A 21,233-nucleotide genomic window follows, 5' to 3' on the forward strand; every position below is an offset into this window, starting at 1 on the left:
AAAATGTAATAAGTATTTTACGTGCAGGGGGGCGCGGAAAATGATCGGCAGCAGGTCGGCAAAAAGTATGGCTTGCATGGCTAACTTCATGATGTTATTTTAATAATCCCGATTTCGACGCTCAGGGTGGCGGCGTGGCCAAGAACAAACATTACACACCAAGGGCTTTCAGACTGAGGACTTCGGCCTGGTTAGTCGCCTCGTCTTTGGCGCTCGCCGCTTTTCCGCAGTACGCCAGCGCTGCTGGCTTGGGCAAGGTGACGGTCCTCTCCGCCTTGGGCCAGCCTCTGCGGGCCGAAGTGGAGGTCTTTGCGACGCGCGAGGAACTCGCCGGAATGAAAGCGCAGCTTGCCGCGGCGGACGCTTTCAAACAGGCCGGCGTGGACTACGCTCCGGCCTTGCACGGCATCAACTTTTCCCTGATCAGACGAGCCAATGGGCAACCGGTCATCCGATTGAGTTCGGAACGGCCGATCAATGAGCCGTTCATGGACCTGCTGCTTGAATTGAACTGGTCGAGCGGCCGCCTGATTCGCGAGTACACCTTCCTGCTCGATCCGCCCGACTATGCGGCGAGGAATGCCGCCACGGCAGTCACCAAGCCCGTGGCCTTGCCGCCGCCGTTTGCCGACGCGCCGGCGCGCGCAGAGCGGCCGGTGCGTATGGCGAGCCCGCGTCCCCGGCCGAGCGAACCGCCGATTCCGGCGGGCGCCGGTGCAACTGCGCGTGAGGTGCGGCGCGGTGAAACGCTGGGTCAGATCGCCAGCGAGTTGCGACCGGACGGAGTGTCGCTCGATCAGATGCTGGCCGGACTGTATCGCGCCAACCCTGATGCCTTCGATCGCGGCAACATGAATCGCCTGAAGGCCGGAAAAGTCCTCTCGGTTCCTGACAAAGATGCACTGCAGGCGATTCCGCGCGAAGACGCGAGGCGGACGGTCATCGCGCAATCGGCCGACTGGAGTGGCTATCGGCGCCGCCTGGCGACGGCCGCCAGCGAGGCGCCGATCGCTGCCGAGGACGCGCGGGCGCAGGCCAGCGGCAAGGTGACGACACGCGTCGAGGATAGGGCAACCGCCGGTCAGGAGCCGAGGGACCAACTGCGCGTCTCGCGCACCGAGGCGGCGGCAAGCAGATCGCCGGCGGCCGGCAAGCGTCCGGACGAAGACTTGATCGCCAAGGAGAAGGCGTTGCGCGAGGCCAACGAACGATTGGCCAGTCTCGAGCGCAGCGTTGCCGAATTGCAGCGTTTGCTCGAACTCAAGAGCAAGACGCTGGCCGAACTCGAAAAGCAGTCCACCGGCAAGAGTGCACCGGCCGCCGAGCCCGGAAAGCCGGCGGGTGCCGCCGTACCAGCAAGCGCCACGACTGCACCGCCGGTTGCCACCCCGACGGCCCCGGCAACCCCGACTGGCCGCGTCGAGCCCACGCCAGCGCCTGCACCATCCGAGGTGACCGCAAAACCGCCCGACAAGCCTGCCGAGCGGCCGGCCGAGGTAAAGCCTGAGACTCCGCCAAGAACCGAAACGGGCGGTACTCAGCCGACGAGCGAAGCGAAACCCGAGGTCGCCCGTCCGGTCGAGCCAGCCAAGCCGGCGGAAGCGCTGAAGCCGGTCGAAGCGCCCAAGCCAGCCGAGCCGCCAAAGCCGAAGGCAACCGTCCCTCCGGCGGAAGAGCCCGGCTTTCTCGAAGAGCTGGCGACCAGCACGCCATTTCTTGCTGGCGGCGGCGGGATAATCGCCCTGCTTGCGGCCTATTGGTTCGTCAAGCGGCGGCGCGATGCGGAGAACAGTCGACCCTTCGAAGCAAGCAGCACACTCACCCCGGCGGGTGACAGTCTGATGGTCAACTCGGTTTTCCATAGCACGGGTGGTCAGAGCGTCGACACGTCGCATTCGATGGCGCAAACCGACTTCAGCCAGGCCGGCCCGGGAAGCATCGACACCGATGAAGTCGACCCGGTGGCCGAAGCCGATGTGTACATGGCTTATGGCCGTGACGCACAGGCGGAAGAAATCCTGCTCGAGGCAAAACAGAAGGACCCTGGTCGCCACGCCATACACCTGAAGCTGCTGGAGATCTATCTGGCGAGGAAAGACAGCAAGCCTTTCGACCTGCTGATCAGCGAGCTTTACAAGGCAACGGGCGGAGTCGGACCGGACTGGGAGAAGGCGGCGGCGATGGGGCTGCAGGTCGATCCGGAAAACCCCCTGTTTGCCGGCGCTTTGCGAAACGCCGAGGGACCGGCCCGCGATTCGGAGACGACGCTGATCGTTCGTCCCGACGCCTTGCAGAGTACCATCGCCAAGCCGGGACAGCTTGCGCAGATGGCGCAGGCCGCGGTCGGCGCGGAGGCGCCTACGCAGGTTATTCCGCCCCGGCAGACCGAGGTGGAAACGCGCCTGCAGACCGCTGACCTGGCAGATCTCGACTTCGACTTCGGCACTAGCGACGCGTCCGGGGCGAGTTCGCCGAAGTCGACTGGTGGTGACGCACTGGCTGTCGAAAAGACGATCGCCTATCGAAACTCGGATCAGCGCGACGCGCTCGATTTCGATCTGAGCGCGTCCATGCCGACTCCAGCGCCGCTTGCCAGCGACGATTTCGATGACGACAGTCGGGCGGTGCCGGTTAGCGACGAAATTTACCCGCCAGAGATTACCATGCTGGTCGCCCCGCGGCCGCCAGCAGGAGGCGCGTCAGACGACACGGACCTCGGCTTCCATTTCGATCTGGCGAGTGAACCGCCGGAGCCTGTTGCACCCAGCGCGCGCAGCGCAGGCGTGATGCCCCCTGCTGCCAAGCTTCCTCCGCAAGCGCAGCCACTGGCGCCAGCACGGGCGGTAGAGGATGTCGTGGACATCGGGTCGGCGGATGAGGGCGCGCTCGATTTCGACGTGAAGCTGACCGATTCGACGGTTCTCGGACATGCGATGCAAGTGCCGTCGGCCGCCGACATGGCCTCGATCAGTCTGGACTTGACCGAAGTGGACGTCTTTGCGCCGAGTAGCCGCTCCGATAGCAGTGCTGCTCAGGCGACAGCCTTCGACATGGAGCAGGAAGACACGCTGGTCAACCCGGGTTTTTCCGGAACACAGGAAGACACTCTGGTTAACTCGGATTTCTCGTCCGCAATGGACATGGTCTCCGACATCGAGATCAGTTCCAACGAAGAAGTGTCTACCAAGATCGAACTCGCCAGGGCGTATGAAGAAATGGGCGATGTCGAGGGGGCGCGCGAGTTGTTGCAGGAGGTCCTCAGAGATGGCGATGCGGCGCAGCGCACGGCGGCACAAGCCCTCCTTGCCGGATTACGTGAATAGGCCTTGTTGCCCCGCGGTTGACACTGCCTGCGCCAGCTTGCCAGCCGTCATCGGTTGGGCTTGATCTTGTCGTGCGCGACGCAGCAGCGGAATCGGGCAAGCCGCAGGTCAATCGTCCGCCAGCGGCTGGCAAGCGAGCAGGCTTTCATCCGACAACGCTGCTGGTCGTCTGGTTTTCCCTGCTGCTGGTCGGGCAGTCGCTTGCCGGTTGGCACATCCTGCTGACCCTGCTGCTCCTATCGGCTTGCGGTGCCGGCGTCCGGCAAGACTGGAAACGCCTGGCGTGGGGCTCGCGCTGGCTGATCGTTTCCCTGTTCGCCGTTTTCGCCTGGGGAGAAGCGGGCGAAGCTGTCTGTCCAAGCGCGTTGGCGCCTACCCTGGAGGGCCTGTCTTTAGCGCTGACGCAAGTCGGGCGCCTCCTGCTGGTGCTGATGGCAGTTGCCATCCTGCGCTACGGGATGCCCTTGGCGGACCTGCTCAGGGGTTTGCACGGCTTGCTGCAGCCGATTCGCCGTTGGCGGATCGATACTGATCGTGTCGTCGTACGCCTGATCCTCGTCTTGCGGCAGGCAGACCAAATGCCTCCGAGTTGGCGCGACTGGCGCAGTCTGTTGGCGCCGCACGAACATGTCGCGGGAGGCGAAGTGATTGAACTGGCGGATAAACCGCTGTCGTACCGGGACTACCTGGCGATCTTGCTGGTATGTGGTCTGGTGGCGGTTTTCCTCGCCCAGCGGATGTAGCGCGTGCGAATCGCTCTCGCGCTCGAGTACGATGGCAGCCGTTTCTGTGGTTGGCAGAAGCAGCCCGCTGGGGGTAGCGTACAGGACGCGCTGCAAGAAGCGCTTGGAAAATTTGCCGGCGTGCCGATCAAGGTTGTTTGTGCGGGTCGGACCGACGCCGGAGTGCACGCGCTCGGTCAGATCGTCCATTTCGATACCACGCTTGACCGTTCGCTGTACGCCTGGGTGCGCGGGTGCAATACCTTTCTGCCCGCCAGCGTTGCCGTCCGTTGGGCGCACGTGGTGGGAGAGGGCTTCCATGCACGCGCTTCGGCGCTTGCCCGTCACTATCGCTATCTCCTGCTCAATCGTGCGCATCGGCCCGGCGTCGGGCATGCCCGGCTGGGCTGGTATCATCACCCTCTCAGGCTACAGGACATGCAGGAAGCAGCCGGCCTGCTCCTTGGTGAACACGACTTCTCAGCTTTTCGCGCCGCTGAATGCCAGGCCGTATCGCCGGTCAAGTTCATGCATCAGGCGCGAATCGAGAGAAACGGCGATCTCATCGTCTTCGATTTCACTGCCTCGGCTTTTCTCCACCACATGGTGCGCAATCTGGTCGGCAGTCTGGTACACGTCGGCCAGGGCAAACAGCCTCCCGTATGGATCAGCAGCCTGCTGGCCAGCCGCGACCGCCGACTGGCTGCACCAACCTTTCCGGCCGATGGGCTCTATCTGGTCACCGTCCACTACCCGGCATGCTGGAACTTGCCGCTTGATGACGATACCCTTCTCCTGCCTTTCGCGGTGGGTTCGCGCGCCGTCACCAAGACTGTTGAAAGATGAAGACGCGAATCAAGATCTGTGGTCTGACGCGCGCCAGCGATCTGCAGGACGCGGTCGACGCCGGTGCCGATGCTTTGGGCCTGGTCTTTTACCCGCCCAGCCCGCGCTACGTGGATCTGACGACGGCCGCCCAACTGGCCGCTTGCGTGCCGCCCTTGGTGACGATCGTCGGGCTGTTCGTCAATGCCGATCCGGCTCAGGTGCGTGCGACGCTTGCTGCAGTTCCCATCCATTTGCTGCAAATGCACGGCGACGAGGACGAGGCGTATTGCCGACAGTTCGATCGCCCCTACGTGAAAGCGGCGCGCGTCCGGGCGGGCATGGATTTGCTACAATACGCGGCGGGCTTTCCCTCGGCGCAGGCGATCCTTCTTGATGCGTTTGTGGACGGTTATGGCGGCGGCGGCAAGGTTTTCGACTGGTCGCTGGTGCCGCCGACGCTAGGCAAGCCACTGATTCTTTCCGGCGGACTGGATGCCGACAATGTTGGCGAGGCGGTGCGGTGCCTCAATCCGGCAGCCGTTGACGTCTCCTCCGGAGTCGAGGCCGGCAAGGGAATCAAGGATGCGGCAAAGATCCGCGCTTTCGTCAAGGCAGTGCGGGCAGCCGACCAATCCGGCGACTAGGCAGCCGGTACGATCCGTCGAAACGGCCGGGCCGGCGCACGGGCAGCCTCACGGCTGCCCGTGCCGAGGCGACGGCGAGCACGCGCTGGCCTTACGTCGTGGCACCGCAAGGAGTTTGTGGACAGTGGGTTCCGAGTACGATCTACCTGATGCAACAGGCCATTTTGGCCGCTACGGCGGGGTCTTCGTGGCTGAAACTCTGATTCCAGCGCTTGCCGAACTGCGTGAGGCGTATGCCGCTGCCTGGCGTGATGCGCAGTTCGTTGCCGAGTTCGAAAGCGATCTGAAGCATTATGTCGGCCGGCCAAGTCCGCTCTATCACGCTCGGCGCTGGTCGGAAACGCTCGCCGGCGCGCAGATCTACCTGAAGCGCGAGGACCTGAACCACACCGGTGCGCACAAGATCAACAACTGCATTGGCCAAGCACTCCTGGCCCGTCGCATGGGCAAGCGGCGCGTCATTGCCGAGACCGGTGCAGGTCAGCACGGCGTCGCGACGGCGACAGTCGCCGCGCGCTACGGCATGCAGTGCGTCGTCTATATGGGGTCGGAGGACATGCGGCGGCAAGCTGCCAACGTGTACCGCATGAAGTTGCTGGGAGCCGAGGTCGTTCCGGTGACCAGCGGCTCCCAAACGCTCAAGGATGCCTTGAATGAAGCCATGCGCGACTGGGTGACGAACGTTTCCGATACGTTCTACATCATTGGTACGGTGGCCGGCCCGCATCCCTATCCGATGATGGTACGCGACTTTCAATCGGTGATCGGACGCGAGTCCATTGCCCAGATGCAGGAGCGCTGCGGCCGCCAGCCGAACGCGGTGATTGCCTGCGTCGGCGGCGGGTCGAACGCCATGGGCATCTTCCACCCGTACATCCCGGTCGCGGGTGTTCGCCTGATCGGCGTCGAGGCCGCCGGCGACGGCCTTGCGACTGGCCGCCACGCCGCTTCGCTGACGGCCGGGCGGCCCGGAGTGCTGCATGGCAACCGGACCTATCTGCTGCAGGACGAGAATGGCCAGATCATCGCCACCCACTCGATCTCGGCCGGCCTCGACTATCCGGGGGTCGGCCCCGAACACGCGTGGTTGAAGGATAGCGGCCGGGCGGAGTACGTCAGCATCAGCGACGCCGAGGCGCTGCAGGCCTTTCACGATCTCTGCCATCTGGAAGGAATCATCCCGGCGCTCGAATCGAGTCACGCGCTGGCTTACGCCGGCAAGCTGGCACCGACACTGGCGAAGGACGACGTGCTCCTGGTCAATTTGTCAGGGCGTGGTGACAAGGACATGCATACCGTCGCCGAGAAATCGGCCATCACTTTCTGACCATGGCAAGAATCGAAACTACCTTTGCCCGCCTCCGGGAGCAAGGGCGCAAGGCGCTGATTCCCTTCATCACCGCCGGTGATCCCACATCGGCGATGACGGTTCCCTTGCTGCATACGCTGGTCAGCGCTGGCGCCGACATCGTCGAACTGGGCGTGCCCTTTTCCGACCCGATGGCCGATGGACCGACGATCCAGCGCGCCTCGGAGCGCGCTTTGGCACAAGGCGTCAGCCTGCGCCAAGTGCTGGCGATGGTGCGCGACTTCCGGGTCGATGACCAGGCGACGCCGATCGTCCTGATGGGCTATGCCAACCCGATCGAAGCGATGGGCGTCGAGGTCTTTGCCGAAGCGGCAGCCTCGGCCGGTGTGGACGGCGCGCTGGTCGTCGACTATCCGCCCGAGGAAAGCGCCGATTTTGCCGCCATCCTCGGCCACCATGCATTGGCGCCGATCTTCCTGCTGGCACCTATCTCGCAGGCTGAACGCATCGCTCAGGTCGGCAAGCTGGCCCGCGGTTACCTCTATTATGTTTCATTGAAGGGCGTCACCGGCTCCAGCGCGCTCGACATCGCTGCGGTCGCCGAGCATGTTCCGGAGATCCGAGCGCGCACTGGCGTCCCAGTCGGCGTTGGTTTCGGCATCCGCGACGCACCGACTGCCGCAGCGGTGGCGGCGGTGGCCGACGCAGTGGTTGTTGGCAGCCGGATCATCGAAGAAATCGAGTGCTCGACGCCGGAGCAGGTCTGCCCGCGCGTTGCTGCATTAGTGGCCGAGCTGCGGCGCGGAATCGACGGCGTGGCGTCCGACTCACGAGGAAGACCATGAGCTGGTTGAACAAATTGCTGCCTCCCAAGATCAAGCGCAGCGAGCCAGGCGTCGAACGCCGGTCGGCCCTGCCGGAGGGGCTGTGGAGCAAGTGTCCGGGCTGTGACGCGGTGCTGTATGCCAGCGATCTGGCCAGGAACTGCAATGTCTGCCCGAAATGCGGGCACCACAACCGGCTCGGTTCGCGTGCCCGGATCGACCTGCTGCTTGACGCAGAGGGCCGTTCGGAGATTGGATCCGAAGTCCTGCCGGTCGATTCCCTGCTCTTCAAGGACAGCCGCCCCTATCCCGAGCGGCTGCGCGATGCAACCGCGGCGACCGGCGAAAGCGATGCGCTGGTCGTCGTGCGCGGCTCGATCAAGACGCTACCCGTGGTACTTGCTGCCTTCGAGTTCGACTTCATGGGTGGCTCGATGGGTTCCGTGCTGGGTGAACGTTTCGTGCGCGGGGTTCAGACTGCGCTTGAGCACCGGCTGGCATTTATTTGCGTCAGCGCTTCGGGTGGTGCGCGCATGCAGGAAGGCCTCTTCTCGCTGATGCAGATGGCGAAGACGACGGCCGCCCTGACGCGCCTTGGGCAGGCCCGGTTGCCCTTCATTTCCATTCTCACCGATCCGACGATGGGCGGTGTTTCGGCATCCTTCGCCTTCATTGGCGACATCGTGATTGCCGAGCCGGGAGCTCTGATCGGTTTTGCCGGCCCGCGCGTGATCGAACAGACCGTACGTGAAACGCTGCCCGAGGGCTTCCAGCGTTCTGAGTTCCTGCTCGAGAAGGGCGCCATCGACCTCATCGTCGACCGTCGCGAGATGCGCGAGCGCATCGCCGGCCTGCTCGCCATGTTGCAGAAGAGGCCAGCTGCAGCGTGAGCGCTGTTGCGCAGCGCAGAAACGTGGCCCGCCGCGCGGGCCAGGAAAGTTGGTGACAGACCGCGCTGCGCTGCGCGGCAGGCGGACTTGCCCGTCGACCCTGCCGCGCAGGCTTGGCGCGTGACTGCTGCCGGCCGCGTTCCGGGCGGAGAGGCTGTAGCCCCCGCGCCGGATTCCCCGCTGAGGCTCTGGCTCAAGCATCTCGAAGCCTTGCACCCCAAGGGTCAGAGCGGGATCGAACTCGGTCTGGAACGCGTTGTCCGGGTCAAACAGACGCTCGAGCAGCACCTGTCGTGCCCACTGATCATCGTCGGCGGAACCAACGGCAAGGGCTCCACCTGCGCCTATCTGGAAGCCATCTACAGCTTCGCGGGCTACCGTGTCGGCTGTTATACGTCGCCCCACCTGATCGATTTCAACGAGCGGATACGGATCGATCGGCAGGCGGTAGACGACGGCACGCTGACGCAGGCCTTTGGTCGTGTTGAAAGCGCCCGGCAAGCCGCCGGCGCAATTGCATTGACCTACTTCGAGTTCGCGACGCTGGCGGCGATTGAGATCTTCTGCGCCTGCCAGGCGGAGGTCGTCATCCTTGAAGTCGGGCTCGGCGGTCGACTCGACGCGGTGAATGCCTACGATGCGGACTGTGCGATCGTCACCAGCGTCGCGCTCGACCATACCGAATGGCTGGGCAGTACCCGCGCGGCCATCGGTTTCGAGAAAGCCGGCATCTTTCGGCCCGGTCGGCCGGCGCTGTGTGCCGACCCCGACCCCCCCGCCTCGCTGATCGAGCACGCGCTGGCGGTTGGAGCCGATCTGCACCTGCTCGGACGCGATTTCGGCTACTTCGGCGACCGCAACCAGTGGACCTTCTGGGGCCGCGCCGGACTACGTCGTGGCGGCCTGGCGAATCCGGTCCTGCGCGGCCGCTGCCAGTTGCGTAATGCGAGCGCCGCCCTCGCCGCTGGCGAGTTGCTGCGCAACCGCCTGCCCCTGTCGATGCAGGCTGTCCGGCGCGGTTTGATTGATCTGTCGCTTGCGGGTCGATTTCAGGTTCTCCCGGGAAAGCCGACGATCATTCTGGATGTCGCGCACAACCCGCAGGCGGTCGGCGAGCTGGCGAGCAATCTGGCTGACCTGGGCTACTGTGCGCGAACTTTCGCCGTCGTCGGCATGCTGGCCGACAAGGACATTGCCGCTTCGCTGGCGCCTCTGGCCGGCAGGATAGACGAGTGGATGCTGGCCGACCTGGCCGGCCCGCGTGCGGCGAGCGCGGTGCAACTGGCGGGCTTTGTCGGTACCGGGCCGGGCGGTGCTTGCCAGTGCTTCGTTTCGCCCGGCGTGGCTTTCGACTGCGCGGCCAAGATGGCCAAGGAAGATGATAGAATCGTCGTCTTCGGATCTTTCCATACGGTCGCAGCCGTCATGCAGGCACTGAACCTTGGTCGCTGAGCAGAGAGCGCCAGTACGCGACGGCGGTACGCCCGTACATACCCACGCTATCGATGACTGAAACCAGTGACCCCCAATTGCAGCTGAAGAAGCGGGCGCGTCGCCGTCTGGTTGGAGCTGTGGCTTTCGCGGGACTGGCCGCGGTCGTGTTGCCGATGGTCATGGACGACGAGCCGAAGCCACTGGTGCAAAACGTTCAGATTCGCATACCGGGGCAGGATCAGTTGCCGTTCAAACCGGGCGCCGCGGCTGTGTCGCCGCCGGCCAGCGCGACCGCCGGACAGCCGCCGGCGGTGGCTGCCGTGCCCGGCGACGCAGCCGACGTCGCGAGTGCCAGAGTCAGTCCAGGTGGCCCGCCAAACGCCCGGCGGGGCGACGCCGAGGGCGGCGGGACAACCCCCAAGGCAAGCGAAAAAGCCCCGGAAAACCGGAAGGCGACTTCGCCACCGGCGCAGTTGGCGAGCAAGCAGGCCACTCAGCCCGTGCCCAAGCCGGCGGAGAAGACGGCCGCACAAAAGGCAGCCAAGCCCGCCGCGAAACCGGCATCGGACGACAAGCCTTCACGTCAGGAACAGCAGCGGGCGAAGGCGATTCTGAGCGGTAAGCCGAGCGAAGCGGCGGCGAGCAAGCCGCGCGCCCAGCACTTCATACAGCTTGGCGCCTTCACCGAAGCGGAAAAGGCCAAGCAGTTGCAGGGGAAGGTCGGTGGCGCTGGCGTCGACACCTACACCGAGTCGTACAACTCGCCGGACGGATCGCGCACGCGCGTACGCGCCGGTCCGTTTCCCAGCCGTGAAGCTGCCGACAAGGCACTGGAGAAGCTCAAGCAGCTTGGCGTCACCGGAGCTGTTGTCGGCAAGCAATGACGGTCTTCGATTACGCTGTGGTTTTCGTCGTTGCCGCCTCGCTGCTGCTCGGCTTGTGGCGAGGCGTGGTGGGGGAAGTCATCGCGTTGACAGCCTGGATCGGCGCATTCCTGGCCGCCAAGTGGTGGGGACCAGCGGCAGGCGAGGGATTCTCGACGATCGCCGAGCCCTCACTGCGCGTGCTTGCCGGCTGGCTGACGGTATTCGTTGGCGTGCTGGTCGCGATGGCCCTGCTTCGCCTGGCGGTTCAAAGCATGCTCAAAGCGCTCGGTCTGACTCTGACCGATCGCCTCCTGGGCGTCATCTTCGGCGTTGCGCGAGGTCTGGCGATTGTCCTGGTGCTCGTCGCGCTGGGCGGCATGACCTCCTTGCCGCGCGAGAAGTGGTGGAGTGAAGCGTATTTCTCACCGCCACTGCAAACGGCGGTGCTCGCCAGCAAGCCATGGTTGCCGGCAGAGGTGGCCAAACGAATCAGGTTCGGGTAGGGAAAGTCGATGTGCGGGATTCTTGGAGTTGTCGCGACTACGCCAGTCAACCAGTTGCTCTACGATGGCCTGATGGTCCTGCAGCACCGCGGGCAGGACGCAGCGGGCATCGCCACGACCGAAGATGATACCTTCCACATGCACAAGGGTTCCGGTCTGGTGCGCGATGTCTTTCGCACGCGCAACATGCGCGCGCTGCCGGGCAACATGGGAATTGCCCATTGCCGCTACCCGACGGCCGGTTCAGCCTTCGATTCCGCCCTCTCGCAGCCGTTCTACGTCAACTCGCCGTTCGGCATCGTCCTTGGACACAACGGCAACCTGACCAATACGCAGCAACTGAAGGAAGAGATGTTCCGCCAGGATCTGCGCCACATCAATACGACCTCGGACTCCGAGGTACTGCTCAACGCGCTGGCGCACGAACTGCAAGCGACGGCGAAGGGGTGTCGGCTCGACCTGGACACCATCTTTGCCGCAGTCAGCGGTGTCCATCGGCGTTGCCGGGGCGCCTATGCCGTCGTGGCGATGATCGCCGGCTACGGCATGCTCGCCTTTCGTGACCCGCACGGGATTCGTCCGCTGGTCTTCGGTTTCAACGAAACGCGCGAGGGAACCGAGTACCTTTTCGCTTCGGAAAGCGTCGCGCTCGACACGCTCAACTTTCAGGTTCTGCGCGATGTCGAGCCCGGCGAAGCGATCTTCGTCGACCTCGAGCACCGGCTGCACCAGCGTCAGTGCGCGCCGAACGCGTCGCTTTCGCCGTGCATCTTCGAGTTCGTCTACCTGGCTCGTCCGGACTCGGTAATCGATGGCGTCTCGGTTTACGAAGCCCGCCTGCGCATGGGTGAACACCTGGCCGACAAGCTGATCCAGTACATTCCGGTCGACCAGATCGATGTGGTGATTCCGATACCGGATTCGAGCCGACCGTCGGCCATGCAGTTGGCGCAGCGAATCGGCGTTCCCTACCGCGAAGGCTTCGTGAAGAATCGCTATATCGGTCGGACGTTCATCATGCCGGGTCAGGCGACGCGGCGCCGCTCGGTTCGTCAGAAGCTCAATACCGTCGCCCAGGAGTTCAAGGGCAAGCGCGTCCTGCTCGTCGACGATTCGATCGTGCGCGGCACGACGAGTCGCGAGATCGTCGAAATGGCGCGTGCCGCCGGCGCGCTCAAGGTTTACTTCGCTTCCGCGTCGCCGCCTGTCCGTTACCCCAATGTTTATGGCATCGACATGCCGACGCGCGCGGAATTGATCGCAACCGGTCGCACGGGCGAAGAAATTGCCCGCGAAATTGGCGCTGATGCGCTCGTCTATCAGGACTTGCAGGCGCTCGAAGCTTCGATTCGTGACCTCAAGCCGACGCTCTGCCGCTTCGACACATCGTGCTTCAACGGATCCTATGTTACCGGTGACGTCAGCCCGGAGTACCTGACGGCGATCGAGCAGGCGCGTGAAGGGCATCATCATTTGAGCAAGGACGAGCGCTGGACTTCGAAGCAACTGCAGCTCAACCTTCTCTCGGTCGGCTGATCGCGATGCGCGAGACCAAGGTCCCTCTTTCGCTTGAAACGCTGGCCGTGCGCGCCGGTCAGGAGCGCAGCCAGTTCAACGAGCACAGCGAAGCCCTGTATCTGACTTCGAGCTTCGTCTTTGCCAACGCTGCGCAAGCGGCGGCCCGTTTTTCCGGCGAGGAGGAAGGGAATGTCTACTCGCGTTTCACGAATCCAACGGTAAAGGTCTTCCAGGATCGCCTGGCGACACTCGAAGGCGCCGAGGATTGCATTGCTACGGCGTCCGGGATGTCGGCGATTCTTGCCCTGCTGATGGCCTTGTGCAGCGCTGGCGATCATCTCGTCGCGTCAACCGGACTGTTCGGTGCCACGCAACAGTTGCTCGGAACGATCATGCCGCGCTTCGGCCTGCGGACAACGTTCGTTGGCCAGACCGACCTCGATGCATGGCAGGCGGCGATCAGGCCGGAAACCCGGCTGTTCTTCCTCGAGACGCCGTCGAACCCGCTCACCGAAGTGGCCGACATCGCCGCACTGGCCGCCATCGCTCAGCGGCACAACATCCTGCTCGCGGTCGACAACTGCTTCTGCACACCGGTGCTGCAGCGCCCCCTCGATCTGGGTGCCGATCTGGTCGTGCACTCGGCAACCAAGTACCTCGACGGACAAGGACGCGTCCTCGGTGGCGCGGTCGCCGGCCCGCGAAAGCTGACCGAGGATGTCTTCCGTTTCCTGCGCACGGCCGGCCCGACGCTCTCCGCGTTCAACGCGTGGATCCTGCTCAAGGGTCTCGAGACGCTCCAGATACGGATGTTGGCGCAGTCAGCCAAGGCGCTCGAGTTGGCCGAATGGCTGGAGGCGCACCCGCGTGTCGCGCGCGTCTACTACCCCGGTCTGGCCTCGCATGGACAATTCGATCTGGTTCAGCGGCAACAGAAAGGAGGCGGCGCGATCGTCTCCTTTACCGTCAAGGGCGCGCGCGCCGAAGCGTGGAAAGTGATCGACAGTTGTCGACTGCTGTCGATCACCGCCAACCTGGGTGACACCAAGACCACGCTGACGCACCCGGCATCGACGACGCACGGACGCCTGACCCAGGAGCAGCGTGCTGCCGCCGGAATCGGCGAAGATCTGCTGCGCATTGCGGTCGGTCTCGAGGCCGTCGCCGACCTGCAGAACGACCTTGAAAGAGGCCTTGCCGCAAGCTAGCGGTCTACGCTTTTCGGCTCGCGGCGGCGCGGGCGCGCCAGATCCTCGCGCTCTGCGGCGGCTTTCCTGAGGGCTTCCTTGGCCGCATTCGGCATCATGAAGTAGGTCATCAGACTGGCGCACAGGCAGACCAGCCAGAACAGGAAGAAGCCGGTCGAATACGTGGCGATCGGTGGCCACTCGACAAGTTGGCCGAACAGGTACAGCTGCCGTGGATCGATCAGCGTGAAGAACAGGCCTTCGGCAATGCCGGCAGCGATGAACGCCGGCCAGAGTATCCAGATGACGTGCTGCATAGGCTCCAACCGAGTGTCTTGAATGGTGCCTCCGGTCGGAATCGAACCAACGCCAGATGATTACAAATCAACTGCACGACCTTCATGCTACGGAGGCGGACTGAAGCGAGCGGTCGATTATAGCGGAAGTCTACGCCTGCCGCGCCGGGACGGAACGCCGACCGCTCGACCACGCATCGGGAAGCGCAGTTCGCGCGATCGGATTGCGACGTACCACTGGTAGAATCCGTCCATCAAGCGATCAGGGAAAGCCCATGGCAAACTTGTCGAATCCCTCTGAAATTGCCCGCGAAGCCTTGCGCCTGCTCGCGGTTCGCCGCCTTCCCCCGTCCCCCGAAAACTACCGGGCGCTGTATCACGAAATTGCCGGGACCGCCAGCGACGCCGGCGAGCCATTCCCGGAGCGGGAATTGAAAACGCTGCTCGCCGCCTTGCCTCGGCAAACCGTGATCCAGCAACGGTTGGCAAGGAATTTCGAGAGTGCTTTCAAGGCCAGGAACTGGCCGGAACTGCGTGCTGGCCTGGCCGACCTGGTGCTGCAGCTCGGCAAGGAAGGCGATCTGCCATGGAGTGAACTTCTCGCCGACTTCGTTCGCCAATGGGATGCCAAGCAGGCCGGCCTGACCGTCGCGCGCAAACGCGAGGCGCTCGAGCGCGTCCTGTCGAGTGGAGCGGGCGGCAATAGTGAGGTTTTCTTCACGCGCTTGCAAGGACTCGTCAGGTCGTGGGCATCGAACGCGCCGGTGGGCGAGGATATTCCGCTGGTCGAAGGCGCGACTCCGCTCGGCCTGCCGGTTGAAGGCGCAGCCGGTGCTGCGTCGCCGCCTTGCGAGGCAACAGGAGTCGTCGCTGCCACCGACGAATTGCGCGATTTGTTCGTCCATACGCTGGCGGTGATCATCCCGACGCTGTTGACCGATGAACCCGAACTGCTTGCCGATACCCGGATGCTGGCCGACAGCGCGCGCACGGCCAACTCGCCGGCGGCGGTGCAAGGACTGCAGACCCGACTGCAGAATTTTGCCTTTCGCCTCGAGCTCCTGGCCGAGGACCGCGGCGAAGTGCATGTGGGTCTGCTCAACCTGTTGCGCCTGCTGATCGAGAACATCGGCGAGCTGGTCGTCGAGGACCACTGGTTGAAAGGTCAGATCGACATCGTGCGTGACATCGTTGCCCGGCCGCTGAGCATTCGCTCGCTGAGCGACGCCGAGACTCGTTTGAAGGAGGTCATCTTCAAGCAGAGTCAGCTCAAGCACAGCCTCAACGAGGCCAAGGAAGCGCTCAAGCAGATGTTGGCCGGTTTCGTCGACCACTTGGCCGAGTTCGCCGATTCGACCTCGGACTATCACGACAAGATCGAAGTCTGTGCCGACCGGATCAGCCAGGCGGAGGACATTGCGCAGCTCGAAGACGTTCTCGCCGATGTGATTCGCGAAACGCAAATCATCCAGCTCAATGCGCAGCGCTCGCGCGACGAGTTGCGCGCCGCGCGCCGGCGCGTCGAAGAAGCCGACCAACGCATCAGCCACTTGCAGGCCGAACTCGACAAGGCGAGTACGCTTGTCCGGCACGACCAGTTGACCGGCGTGCTCAATCGGCGTGGACTGGAAGAAGCCTTCAACAAGGAAGTCGCGCGTTCCCGGCGTCGCCAGGCGACGCTTTGCGTCGCTTTGCTTGACATCGACAACTTCAAGAAGCTCAATGACTCGCTCGGCCACCAGGCGGGTGACCAGGCGCTGATCCATTTGAGTACGGTGATTCGTGAAACGCTGCGACCACACGATACGGTGGCACGCTACGGCGGTGAAGAGTTCATCATCCTGCTGCCCGAGACTCCCGTAGGTGACGCGCAGACGGCGATCGTCCGTCTGCAGCGCGAACTGACGCGGCGTATCTTCCTGCACGACAATACGCGGCAACTGATCACTTTCAGTGCCGGAGTCAGTGACCTGCGTCCTGATGACACGTTGGCGCTGGTCACCAAGCGCGCCGATGAAGCTATGTACGCCGCCAAACAGGCCGGCAAGAACCGCGTTTTCGTCGCTTGAGGAATGCCGTGCAGCGGTGGCGGGTGGCGCTCGCGGCCGGCGCCGACGGGGGCGCAGCAGGCCGAATCGCGTCAACCGACTGTTGAGCGCCGACTCGCCAGATGCTGGAGAACCTCGCCGGCAGCGATGAAGCCAAAGGTCGCCGTCACGCACACGGTCGAGCCAAAGCCAGCGCAGCTCAGTCCGCCGGCGGACGGGCGTTCGCCGCAAGCCCCTTCGACGAGCGGCGGGCGGACCGCTTCGGTCGAAAACACGGCGGGGATGCCAAACTTGCGCCGCGGGTCGCGCGGAAAGCCGCACTCGCGGCGTAAGCGCGAGCGAACCCTGGCGAGCAGAGGGTCCTGTATCGTCCGCGCCAGGTCAGTGATCGCGATGCGTGTCGGATCAAGCTGCCCGCCGGCGCTTCCGGCAGTGATCAGGGGCACTCCCCGCGGCTTTGCCCAGGCGATCATTGCCGCCTTCGTCCGCACCTGATCGGTCGCATCGATCACATAGTCGCAGCTCGCGCAGAGCAACTGCGCGACGTTCTCGGGGGTGACGAAATCCTCGATCTCGTGTACTTCGCATCTCGGATTGATCAGGCGGATACGCTGCGCCATGCCGCTCACTTTGGCGCGGCCGAACTCACCGGCGAGTGCGTGCGCCTGCCGGTTGACGTTCGATTCCGCGATCATGTCGAGGTCAATCAGCGTGAGTTTTCCGATAGCCGATCGCGCCAGGGCCTCGACTGCCCAGGAACCGACTCCACCGATGCCGACGACGGTGACGTGCGACCGACGAAAGGTGTCCAGCGCGGATGCTCCGTACAGACGCGCCACGCCGCCAAAGCGACGCGCCGAGTCGGTCTCGGTAGCGAAGTGTTCCTGGTCGTGGCCAATTTCCGTGTGCGCCATGCAGCATCTCCGCTTGGACATCGGCAAGAGTCTAACGGAAAGTGGGCCCGTCGGGCGGCCAGCGGGCCTCCGCCTTTCGTCGTCGCCTGACATTTCTGCAGGTGGAGCAGGCCGATCGCCGGAAAAGCACCAAAAGAGCCCACGAAAAGCCAACAAGCCATTGAAGCGCCGGATATCTTGGCGCTATCATCACGCATGCCGTCAAGCACGGCGATGGCTTCAGTTTTTGGTCACACGTACATCCACATCGGGAGAAAATTTGATGGACAAGAAAGCTCCGCCGGCCAACGCGAACCCTGAGGGCAGCACGGCGGCAGTCAACACAACAGCCGAAAGCAGCGATTCATCGGCCCCGGCGCCAGCCCGGCGGACCGCGAGAAACCGCGCAGCGTCGCCGGCGCAACGCGCCGCCCAACCGCGCAAGGCGTCCGCCGGAGACGTGGCTCCGGCACGTACGCCGGCCGCGATGGAAGCGTATGACGTTGCCGAAGCCACCAGTTCGGCGCTCGAGCACAAGAAGGTTGCCCTGCGTGACATCATCGCGCACGCGACGGTTGGTGATACGGCTTCGCTGGCGAAAACTCTGGAAGCGATCATGACCGGGTCGTCGCCCGATGATGCCATGGCGCTGCGCAAGGCATTGCTCGGCAAGGACGAACCTCCGGCAGCAAAGCAGGCGACCAGTCCCGATGACGAGCTCGCAACGAGCTGGCGCGACACCAATTCGTACCCCTACCGCAATCTGATGTCGCGCAAGGCCTACGAGAAGCAGAAGTACCGCCTGCAGGTCGAACTCCTCAAGCTGCAGAACTGGATCAAGGAGACCGGACAGCGCGTCGTGATCATCTTCGAGGGGCGCGATGCCGCCGGCAAGGGCGGTGCGATCAAGCGCTTTACCGAGCACCTCAACCCGCGTGGCGGGCGCGTCGTCGCCCTCGAAAAGCCGAGCGAACTCGAACGTGGGCAGTGGTATTTCCAGCGTTACGTGAAGCATCTGCCGACGGCTGGCGAAATCGTCTTCTGTGACCGCTCCTGGTACAACCGGGCCGGCGTCGAACGGGTCATGGGCTTCTGCACCGAAGAAGAGTACAACGAGTTCATGCGCCAGACGCCGGAAGTCGAACGCACCCTGGTGCGCAGTGGCATCCATCTGATCAAATTCTGGTTTTCGGTCAGTCGCAAGGAGCAGCGGCGACGCTTCAAGGAACGCGAGGTTCATCCCCTGAAGCAGTGGAAGCTGTCGCCGATCGATCTCGCGTCGCTCGACAAGTGGGACGATTACACCAAGGCCAAGGAGTCGATGTTCTTCCACACCGACACGGCCGAGACGCCATGGACGGTGATCAAGTCCGACTGCAAGAAGCGGGCGCGTTTGAATGCCATGCGTTACGTCCTGCACAAGCTGAACTATACCGGCAAGGACATCGAAGCCATTGGTCCGATCGACCCGCTGCTCGTCGGCCGCCCGCATGTAGTTTATGAACCGAGTGGTTCCACCCATCCGGAGGTGGCGCACAAGCCTATCCTGTAGGCTGAACGGGGGAGGAAAAGGGGCGCTGCGCGCCCCTTTTTTTCTCTGCCTGCGACCTGCATGCGTCCGCCAGCCAGCGCACTTGCCTGTCGGCTGCCGCCGGCAGCTCTATGCCTGACCGGTGCTGCCGAAGCCGCCGTTGCCGCGGTCACTCGCCGCGAAGTCGTCGACGATCTGAAAGCCGACCTGCACCACCGGCACGACGACCAGTTGCGCCAGGCGGTCGAGCGGTTGCAGCAGAAACCCGGTGCAACTTCGATTCCAGGCGGAGACCATGATTTCGCCTTGGTAGTCCGAATCGATCAGGCCGACCAGGTTGCCGAGGACGATGCCGTGCTTGTGGCCAAGACCGGAACGCGGCAGGATAAGCGCGGCAAGGCCTGGGTCGTCGAGGTGTATGGCGATTCCGGTCGGGATCAGAACCGTCTCTCCCGGCGGGATCTCCAGTGGGGCGGCGATACACGCGCGCAGATCGAGACCGGCTGCACCGGCTGTTGCATAGTGCGGCAACTGATCGCGCAAGCGCTCGTCAAGCAGACGGAGGTCTATGCGCCGAGTGATCTGTGTTGCCACGCCAGGCTTTCGAGCAGGGCGGAAATGCGCGCGACGAGTTGCCGAGCAAGGGCGATCTTCGGTGCCTTGGGCAAGGGGTGCTGACCCTCGTCGTCGAACAGGACCAGGGTATTCTCGTCGCCGCCGAACCCGTCGCCAATCAGATTGCCAACGATGAGCGGAATTCGCTTGCTGCGCCGCTTGCGTTCAGCGTATTCGTGCAGCTTCTCACTCTCCGCGGCAAAGCCCACACACAGCGGCGGGCGGGCGAGCGCGGCGACCTCGCCAAGGATGTCGGGATTTTCGACCAGGGTGATCGTCGGTGGCGAGGTCTGCATCCCCTTCTTGATTTTCTCTGCCAGCGGCTTGACGGGACGATAATCGGCGACTGCCGCGACGGCGATGAACACATCGTTGTCGGCGACCTCCCGGTGAACCGCCGCGTGCATTTCGAGCGCACTGGTCACCGCTATGCGCCGCACACCGTAGGGGCAGGACAGCGCGACCGGACCCGAAACGAGCGTCACCTGCGCGCCGGCATCGCTTGCCGCGCGGGCGATCGCGTAACCCATGCGTCCGGAGGAAAGATTGCTGATTCCTCGCACCGGGTCGATGGCCTCGAAGGTAGGACCTGCGGTCAGCAGTACACGCCGGCCGCGCAGCAGCTTGGGCTGGAAATGGGCTAGCAGCGCGGCCAGGATTTCGTCGGCTTCAAGCATGCGGCCTGGTCCGTTCTCGCCGCAAGCCTGTTCGCCCGTCGCCGGTCCTATGATCTCCACACCATCGGAACGCAGCAGGGTGACGTTGCGCTGCGTTGCCGGGTTTTCCCACATCTGCCGGTTCATCGCCGGAGCGACGAGCAGTGGACACTCGCGGGCCAAGGCGAGCGTGCTCAACAGGTCGTCGGCCAGTCCGTGCGCCAGCTTGGCCAGGCAATCGGCCGAGGCCGGCGCGATGAGCAGTGCGTCGGCACCGCGCGAGAGATCGATGTGTGCCATGTTATTGGCTACACGCGTGTCCCATTGATCGGTGAACACCGGCTTGCCGGACAGCGCCTGGAAGGTCACCGGGGTCACGAAGCGCGTCGCGGCTTCGCTCATCACCACCTGAACCGAAGCGCCAGCGCCGACCAGCAGGCGGACGAGCTCGGCACTCTTGTAAGCAGCGATGCCGCCGCTGATCCCCAGAACGACCCTTCTTGCCGCAAGTTCCATGCGCTCTACTCGCCCGTTGGATGATATTGCCGGCGCGATTCTACTCGACATCGGCCGCTGCTGGCCCAGCCTTGTTCAGCGTCATGACCCGTCGAATCTCGTCAACCAGCGCCGCCTGGTTGATCGGCTTGGCGATATAGCCATCCATCCCGGCCTCGAAACAGCGTTCGCGATCGCCCTGCAGGGCGTTTGCCGTCATCGCGATGATCGGCACCCGGCGCCCGGCGAGCGCTTCGCGCTCGCGTATCTGGCGGGTCGCGCTCAAGCCGTCCATCTCCGGCATTTCCATGTCCATCAGGATTAGCGCATAGTTCTTCTCGGCATGTCGGCGAAAGGCCTCGATCCCGGTGGCCGCGGTGTCGTACGACAAGCCCAACTGTTCGATCATCGCTGCTCCGACCACCAGGTTGACTTCGTTGTCGTCGACCAGCAGGACCGGTCCGGCAACCAGTTCGCTGAGCGTGAACGAGGTAGAGAGCTTCTCTCGTTCGGCCCTCGTCGTCTGCACAGGCGTCGCGGGAAGCGTTTCGGCCAGGCGGACCGGGAGAGAAAAGCGAAAACAACTGCCCTGTCCAGGCGTACTCTCGACCTCGATGTCGCCGCCCATCGCCTGCACCAGTTCGCGCGAGA

Annotated in this window: 19 protein-coding genes and 1 tRNA gene; 14 read left to right on the plus strand and 6 right to left on the minus strand. The window is 63.9% G+C overall.

Annotation, left to right across the window (positions count from 1 at the left end; all coding sequences use genetic code 11):
- Nucleotides 1–134 precede the first annotated feature (134 nt).
- The 12 genes from RKP46_RS16910 to RKP46_RS16965 all read left to right on the plus strand — a co-directional run bounded on the left by RKP46_RS16910 (nt 135) and on the right by RKP46_RS16965 (nt 14,069).
- Complete coding sequence (locus RKP46_RS16910) at nt 135–3,323, plus strand: FimV/HubP family polar landmark protein (RefSeq protein WP_311107704.1); 3,189 nt, start codon at nt 135–137, stop codon at nt 3,321–3,323.
- Between the two features lie 71 nt (nt 3,324–3,394).
- Nucleotides 3,395–4,066 (plus strand): hypothetical protein, encoded by a 672-nt coding sequence (locus RKP46_RS16915; RefSeq protein ID WP_311107705.1) that lies wholly within the window; start codon nt 3,395–3,397, stop codon nt 4,064–4,066.
- A gap of 3 nt (nt 4,067–4,069) precedes the next feature.
- Nucleotides 4,070–4,891: a tRNA pseudouridine(38-40) synthase TruA gene (gene truA / locus RKP46_RS16920; protein ID WP_311107706.1), complete on the plus strand. Its 822-nt coding sequence runs from the start codon at nt 4,070–4,072 to the stop codon at nt 4,889–4,891.
- Nucleotides 4,888–5,517, plus strand: a complete 630-nt coding sequence (locus RKP46_RS16925; RefSeq protein ID WP_311107707.1) for a phosphoribosylanthranilate isomerase — start codon at nt 4,888–4,890, stop codon at nt 5,515–5,517. Before truA ends, RKP46_RS16925 begins: the two co-directional genes overlap by 4 nt.
- Before the next feature lie 115 nt (nt 5,518–5,632).
- On the plus strand, nt 5,633–6,844 hold the full coding sequence (gene trpB, locus RKP46_RS16930) for a tryptophan synthase subunit beta (RefSeq protein WP_311107708.1): 1,212 nt from the start codon (nt 5,633–5,635) through the stop codon (nt 6,842–6,844).
- A gap of 2 nt (nt 6,845–6,846) precedes the next feature.
- Complete coding sequence (gene trpA / locus RKP46_RS16935; protein WP_311107709.1) at nt 6,847–7,671, plus strand: tryptophan synthase subunit alpha; 825 nt, start codon at nt 6,847–6,849, stop codon at nt 7,669–7,671.
- Nucleotides 7,668–8,540, plus strand: a complete 873-nt coding sequence (gene accD / locus RKP46_RS16940) for an acetyl-CoA carboxylase, carboxyltransferase subunit beta (protein WP_311107710.1) — start codon at nt 7,668–7,670, stop codon at nt 8,538–8,540. The genes trpA and accD overlap by 4 nt, the downstream gene beginning before the upstream one ends.
- A gap of 120 nt (nt 8,541–8,660) precedes the next feature.
- Nucleotides 8,661–9,992: a bifunctional tetrahydrofolate synthase/dihydrofolate synthase gene (gene folC, locus RKP46_RS16945; protein ID WP_311107711.1), complete on the plus strand. Its 1,332-nt coding sequence runs from the start codon at nt 8,661–8,663 to the stop codon at nt 9,990–9,992.
- Nucleotides 9,993–10,045: 53 nt separating this feature from the next.
- A complete protein-coding gene (locus tag RKP46_RS16950; RefSeq protein ID WP_311107712.1) occupies nt 10,046–10,858 on the plus strand; it encodes an SPOR domain-containing protein in 813 nt (270 codons plus the stop codon).
- The gene (locus tag RKP46_RS16955) at nt 10,855–11,343 is read left to right on the plus strand and encodes a CvpA family protein (protein WP_311107713.1); all 489 of its coding nucleotides are present in this window, start codon (nt 10,855–10,857) and stop codon (nt 11,341–11,343) included. The genes RKP46_RS16950 and RKP46_RS16955 overlap by 4 nt, the downstream gene beginning before the upstream one ends.
- 9 nt (nt 11,344–11,352) lie before the next feature.
- Nucleotides 11,353–12,879: an amidophosphoribosyltransferase gene (gene purF, locus RKP46_RS16960; protein ID WP_311107714.1), complete on the plus strand. Its 1,527-nt coding sequence runs from the start codon at nt 11,353–11,355 to the stop codon at nt 12,877–12,879.
- A gap of 5 nt (nt 12,880–12,884) precedes the next feature.
- Nucleotides 12,885–14,069, plus strand: coding sequence for an O-succinylhomoserine sulfhydrylase (locus tag RKP46_RS16965; RefSeq protein WP_311107715.1), 1,185 nt, complete (start codon nt 12,885–12,887; stop codon nt 14,067–14,069).
- Here the strand turns inward: RKP46_RS16965 and RKP46_RS16970 are convergent.
- Both RKP46_RS16970 and RKP46_RS16975 read right to left on the minus strand, forming a co-directional pair.
- Nucleotides 14,066–14,365 carry a hypothetical protein gene (locus RKP46_RS16970; RefSeq protein WP_311107716.1) on the minus strand — a complete coding sequence of 100 codons (300 nt, stop codon included), beginning with the start codon at nt 14,363–14,365 and terminating at the stop codon, nt 14,066–14,068. The two genes, RKP46_RS16965 and RKP46_RS16970, sit on opposite strands and share 4 nt — an antisense overlap.
- Before the next feature lie 23 nt (nt 14,366–14,388).
- Nucleotides 14,389–14,462 (minus strand) — tRNA-Thr (locus tag RKP46_RS16975).
- A 157-nt stretch (nt 14,463–14,619) separates the two neighbouring features.
- Here RKP46_RS16975 and RKP46_RS16980 point away from each other — a divergent pair.
- Nucleotides 14,620–16,413: a diguanylate cyclase gene (locus tag RKP46_RS16980; RefSeq protein ID WP_311107717.1), complete on the plus strand. Its 1,794-nt coding sequence runs from the start codon at nt 14,620–14,622 to the stop codon at nt 16,411–16,413.
- Between the two features lie 71 nt (nt 16,414–16,484).
- On the opposite strand, the gene RKP46_RS16985 is transcribed toward RKP46_RS16980, so the two are convergent.
- Nucleotides 16,485–17,306 carry a tRNA threonylcarbamoyladenosine dehydratase gene (locus tag RKP46_RS16985; protein WP_311107718.1) on the minus strand — a complete coding sequence of 274 codons (822 nt, stop codon included), beginning with the start codon at nt 17,304–17,306 and terminating at the stop codon, nt 16,485–16,487.
- Nucleotides 17,307–17,568: 262 nt separating this feature from the next.
- Between RKP46_RS16985 and ppk2 the strand changes: the two genes are divergently transcribed.
- Nucleotides 17,569–18,837 carry a polyphosphate kinase 2 gene (gene ppk2, locus RKP46_RS16990; protein WP_311107719.1) on the plus strand — a complete coding sequence of 423 codons (1,269 nt, stop codon included), beginning with the start codon at nt 17,569–17,571 and terminating at the stop codon, nt 18,835–18,837.
- 108 nt (nt 18,838–18,945) lie between these two features.
- Here ppk2 and dut read toward each other — a convergent pair whose 3' ends face one another.
- The 3 genes from dut to RKP46_RS17005 form a co-directional block, all read right to left on the minus strand.
- On the minus strand, nt 18,946–19,410 hold the full coding sequence (gene dut, locus RKP46_RS16995) for a dUTP diphosphatase (protein ID WP_311107720.1): 465 nt from the start codon (nt 19,408–19,410) through the stop codon (nt 18,946–18,948).
- Nucleotides 19,383–20,603, minus strand: a complete 1,221-nt coding sequence (gene coaBC, locus RKP46_RS17000; RefSeq protein ID WP_311107721.1) for a bifunctional phosphopantothenoylcysteine decarboxylase/phosphopantothenate--cysteine ligase CoaBC — start codon at nt 20,601–20,603, stop codon at nt 19,383–19,385. The genes dut and coaBC overlap by 28 nt, the downstream gene beginning before the upstream one ends.
- A 40-nt stretch (nt 20,604–20,643) precedes the next feature.
- Nucleotides 20,644–21,233, minus strand: a 590-nt coding sequence (locus RKP46_RS17005; RefSeq protein WP_311107722.1) for a response regulator, incomplete at its 5' end; no start/stop codon positions are given.

The sequence above is a fragment of the Accumulibacter sp. genome (assembly GCF_031732815.1).
Classification (GTDB): Bacteria; Pseudomonadota; Gammaproteobacteria; order Burkholderiales; family Rhodocyclaceae; genus Accumulibacter.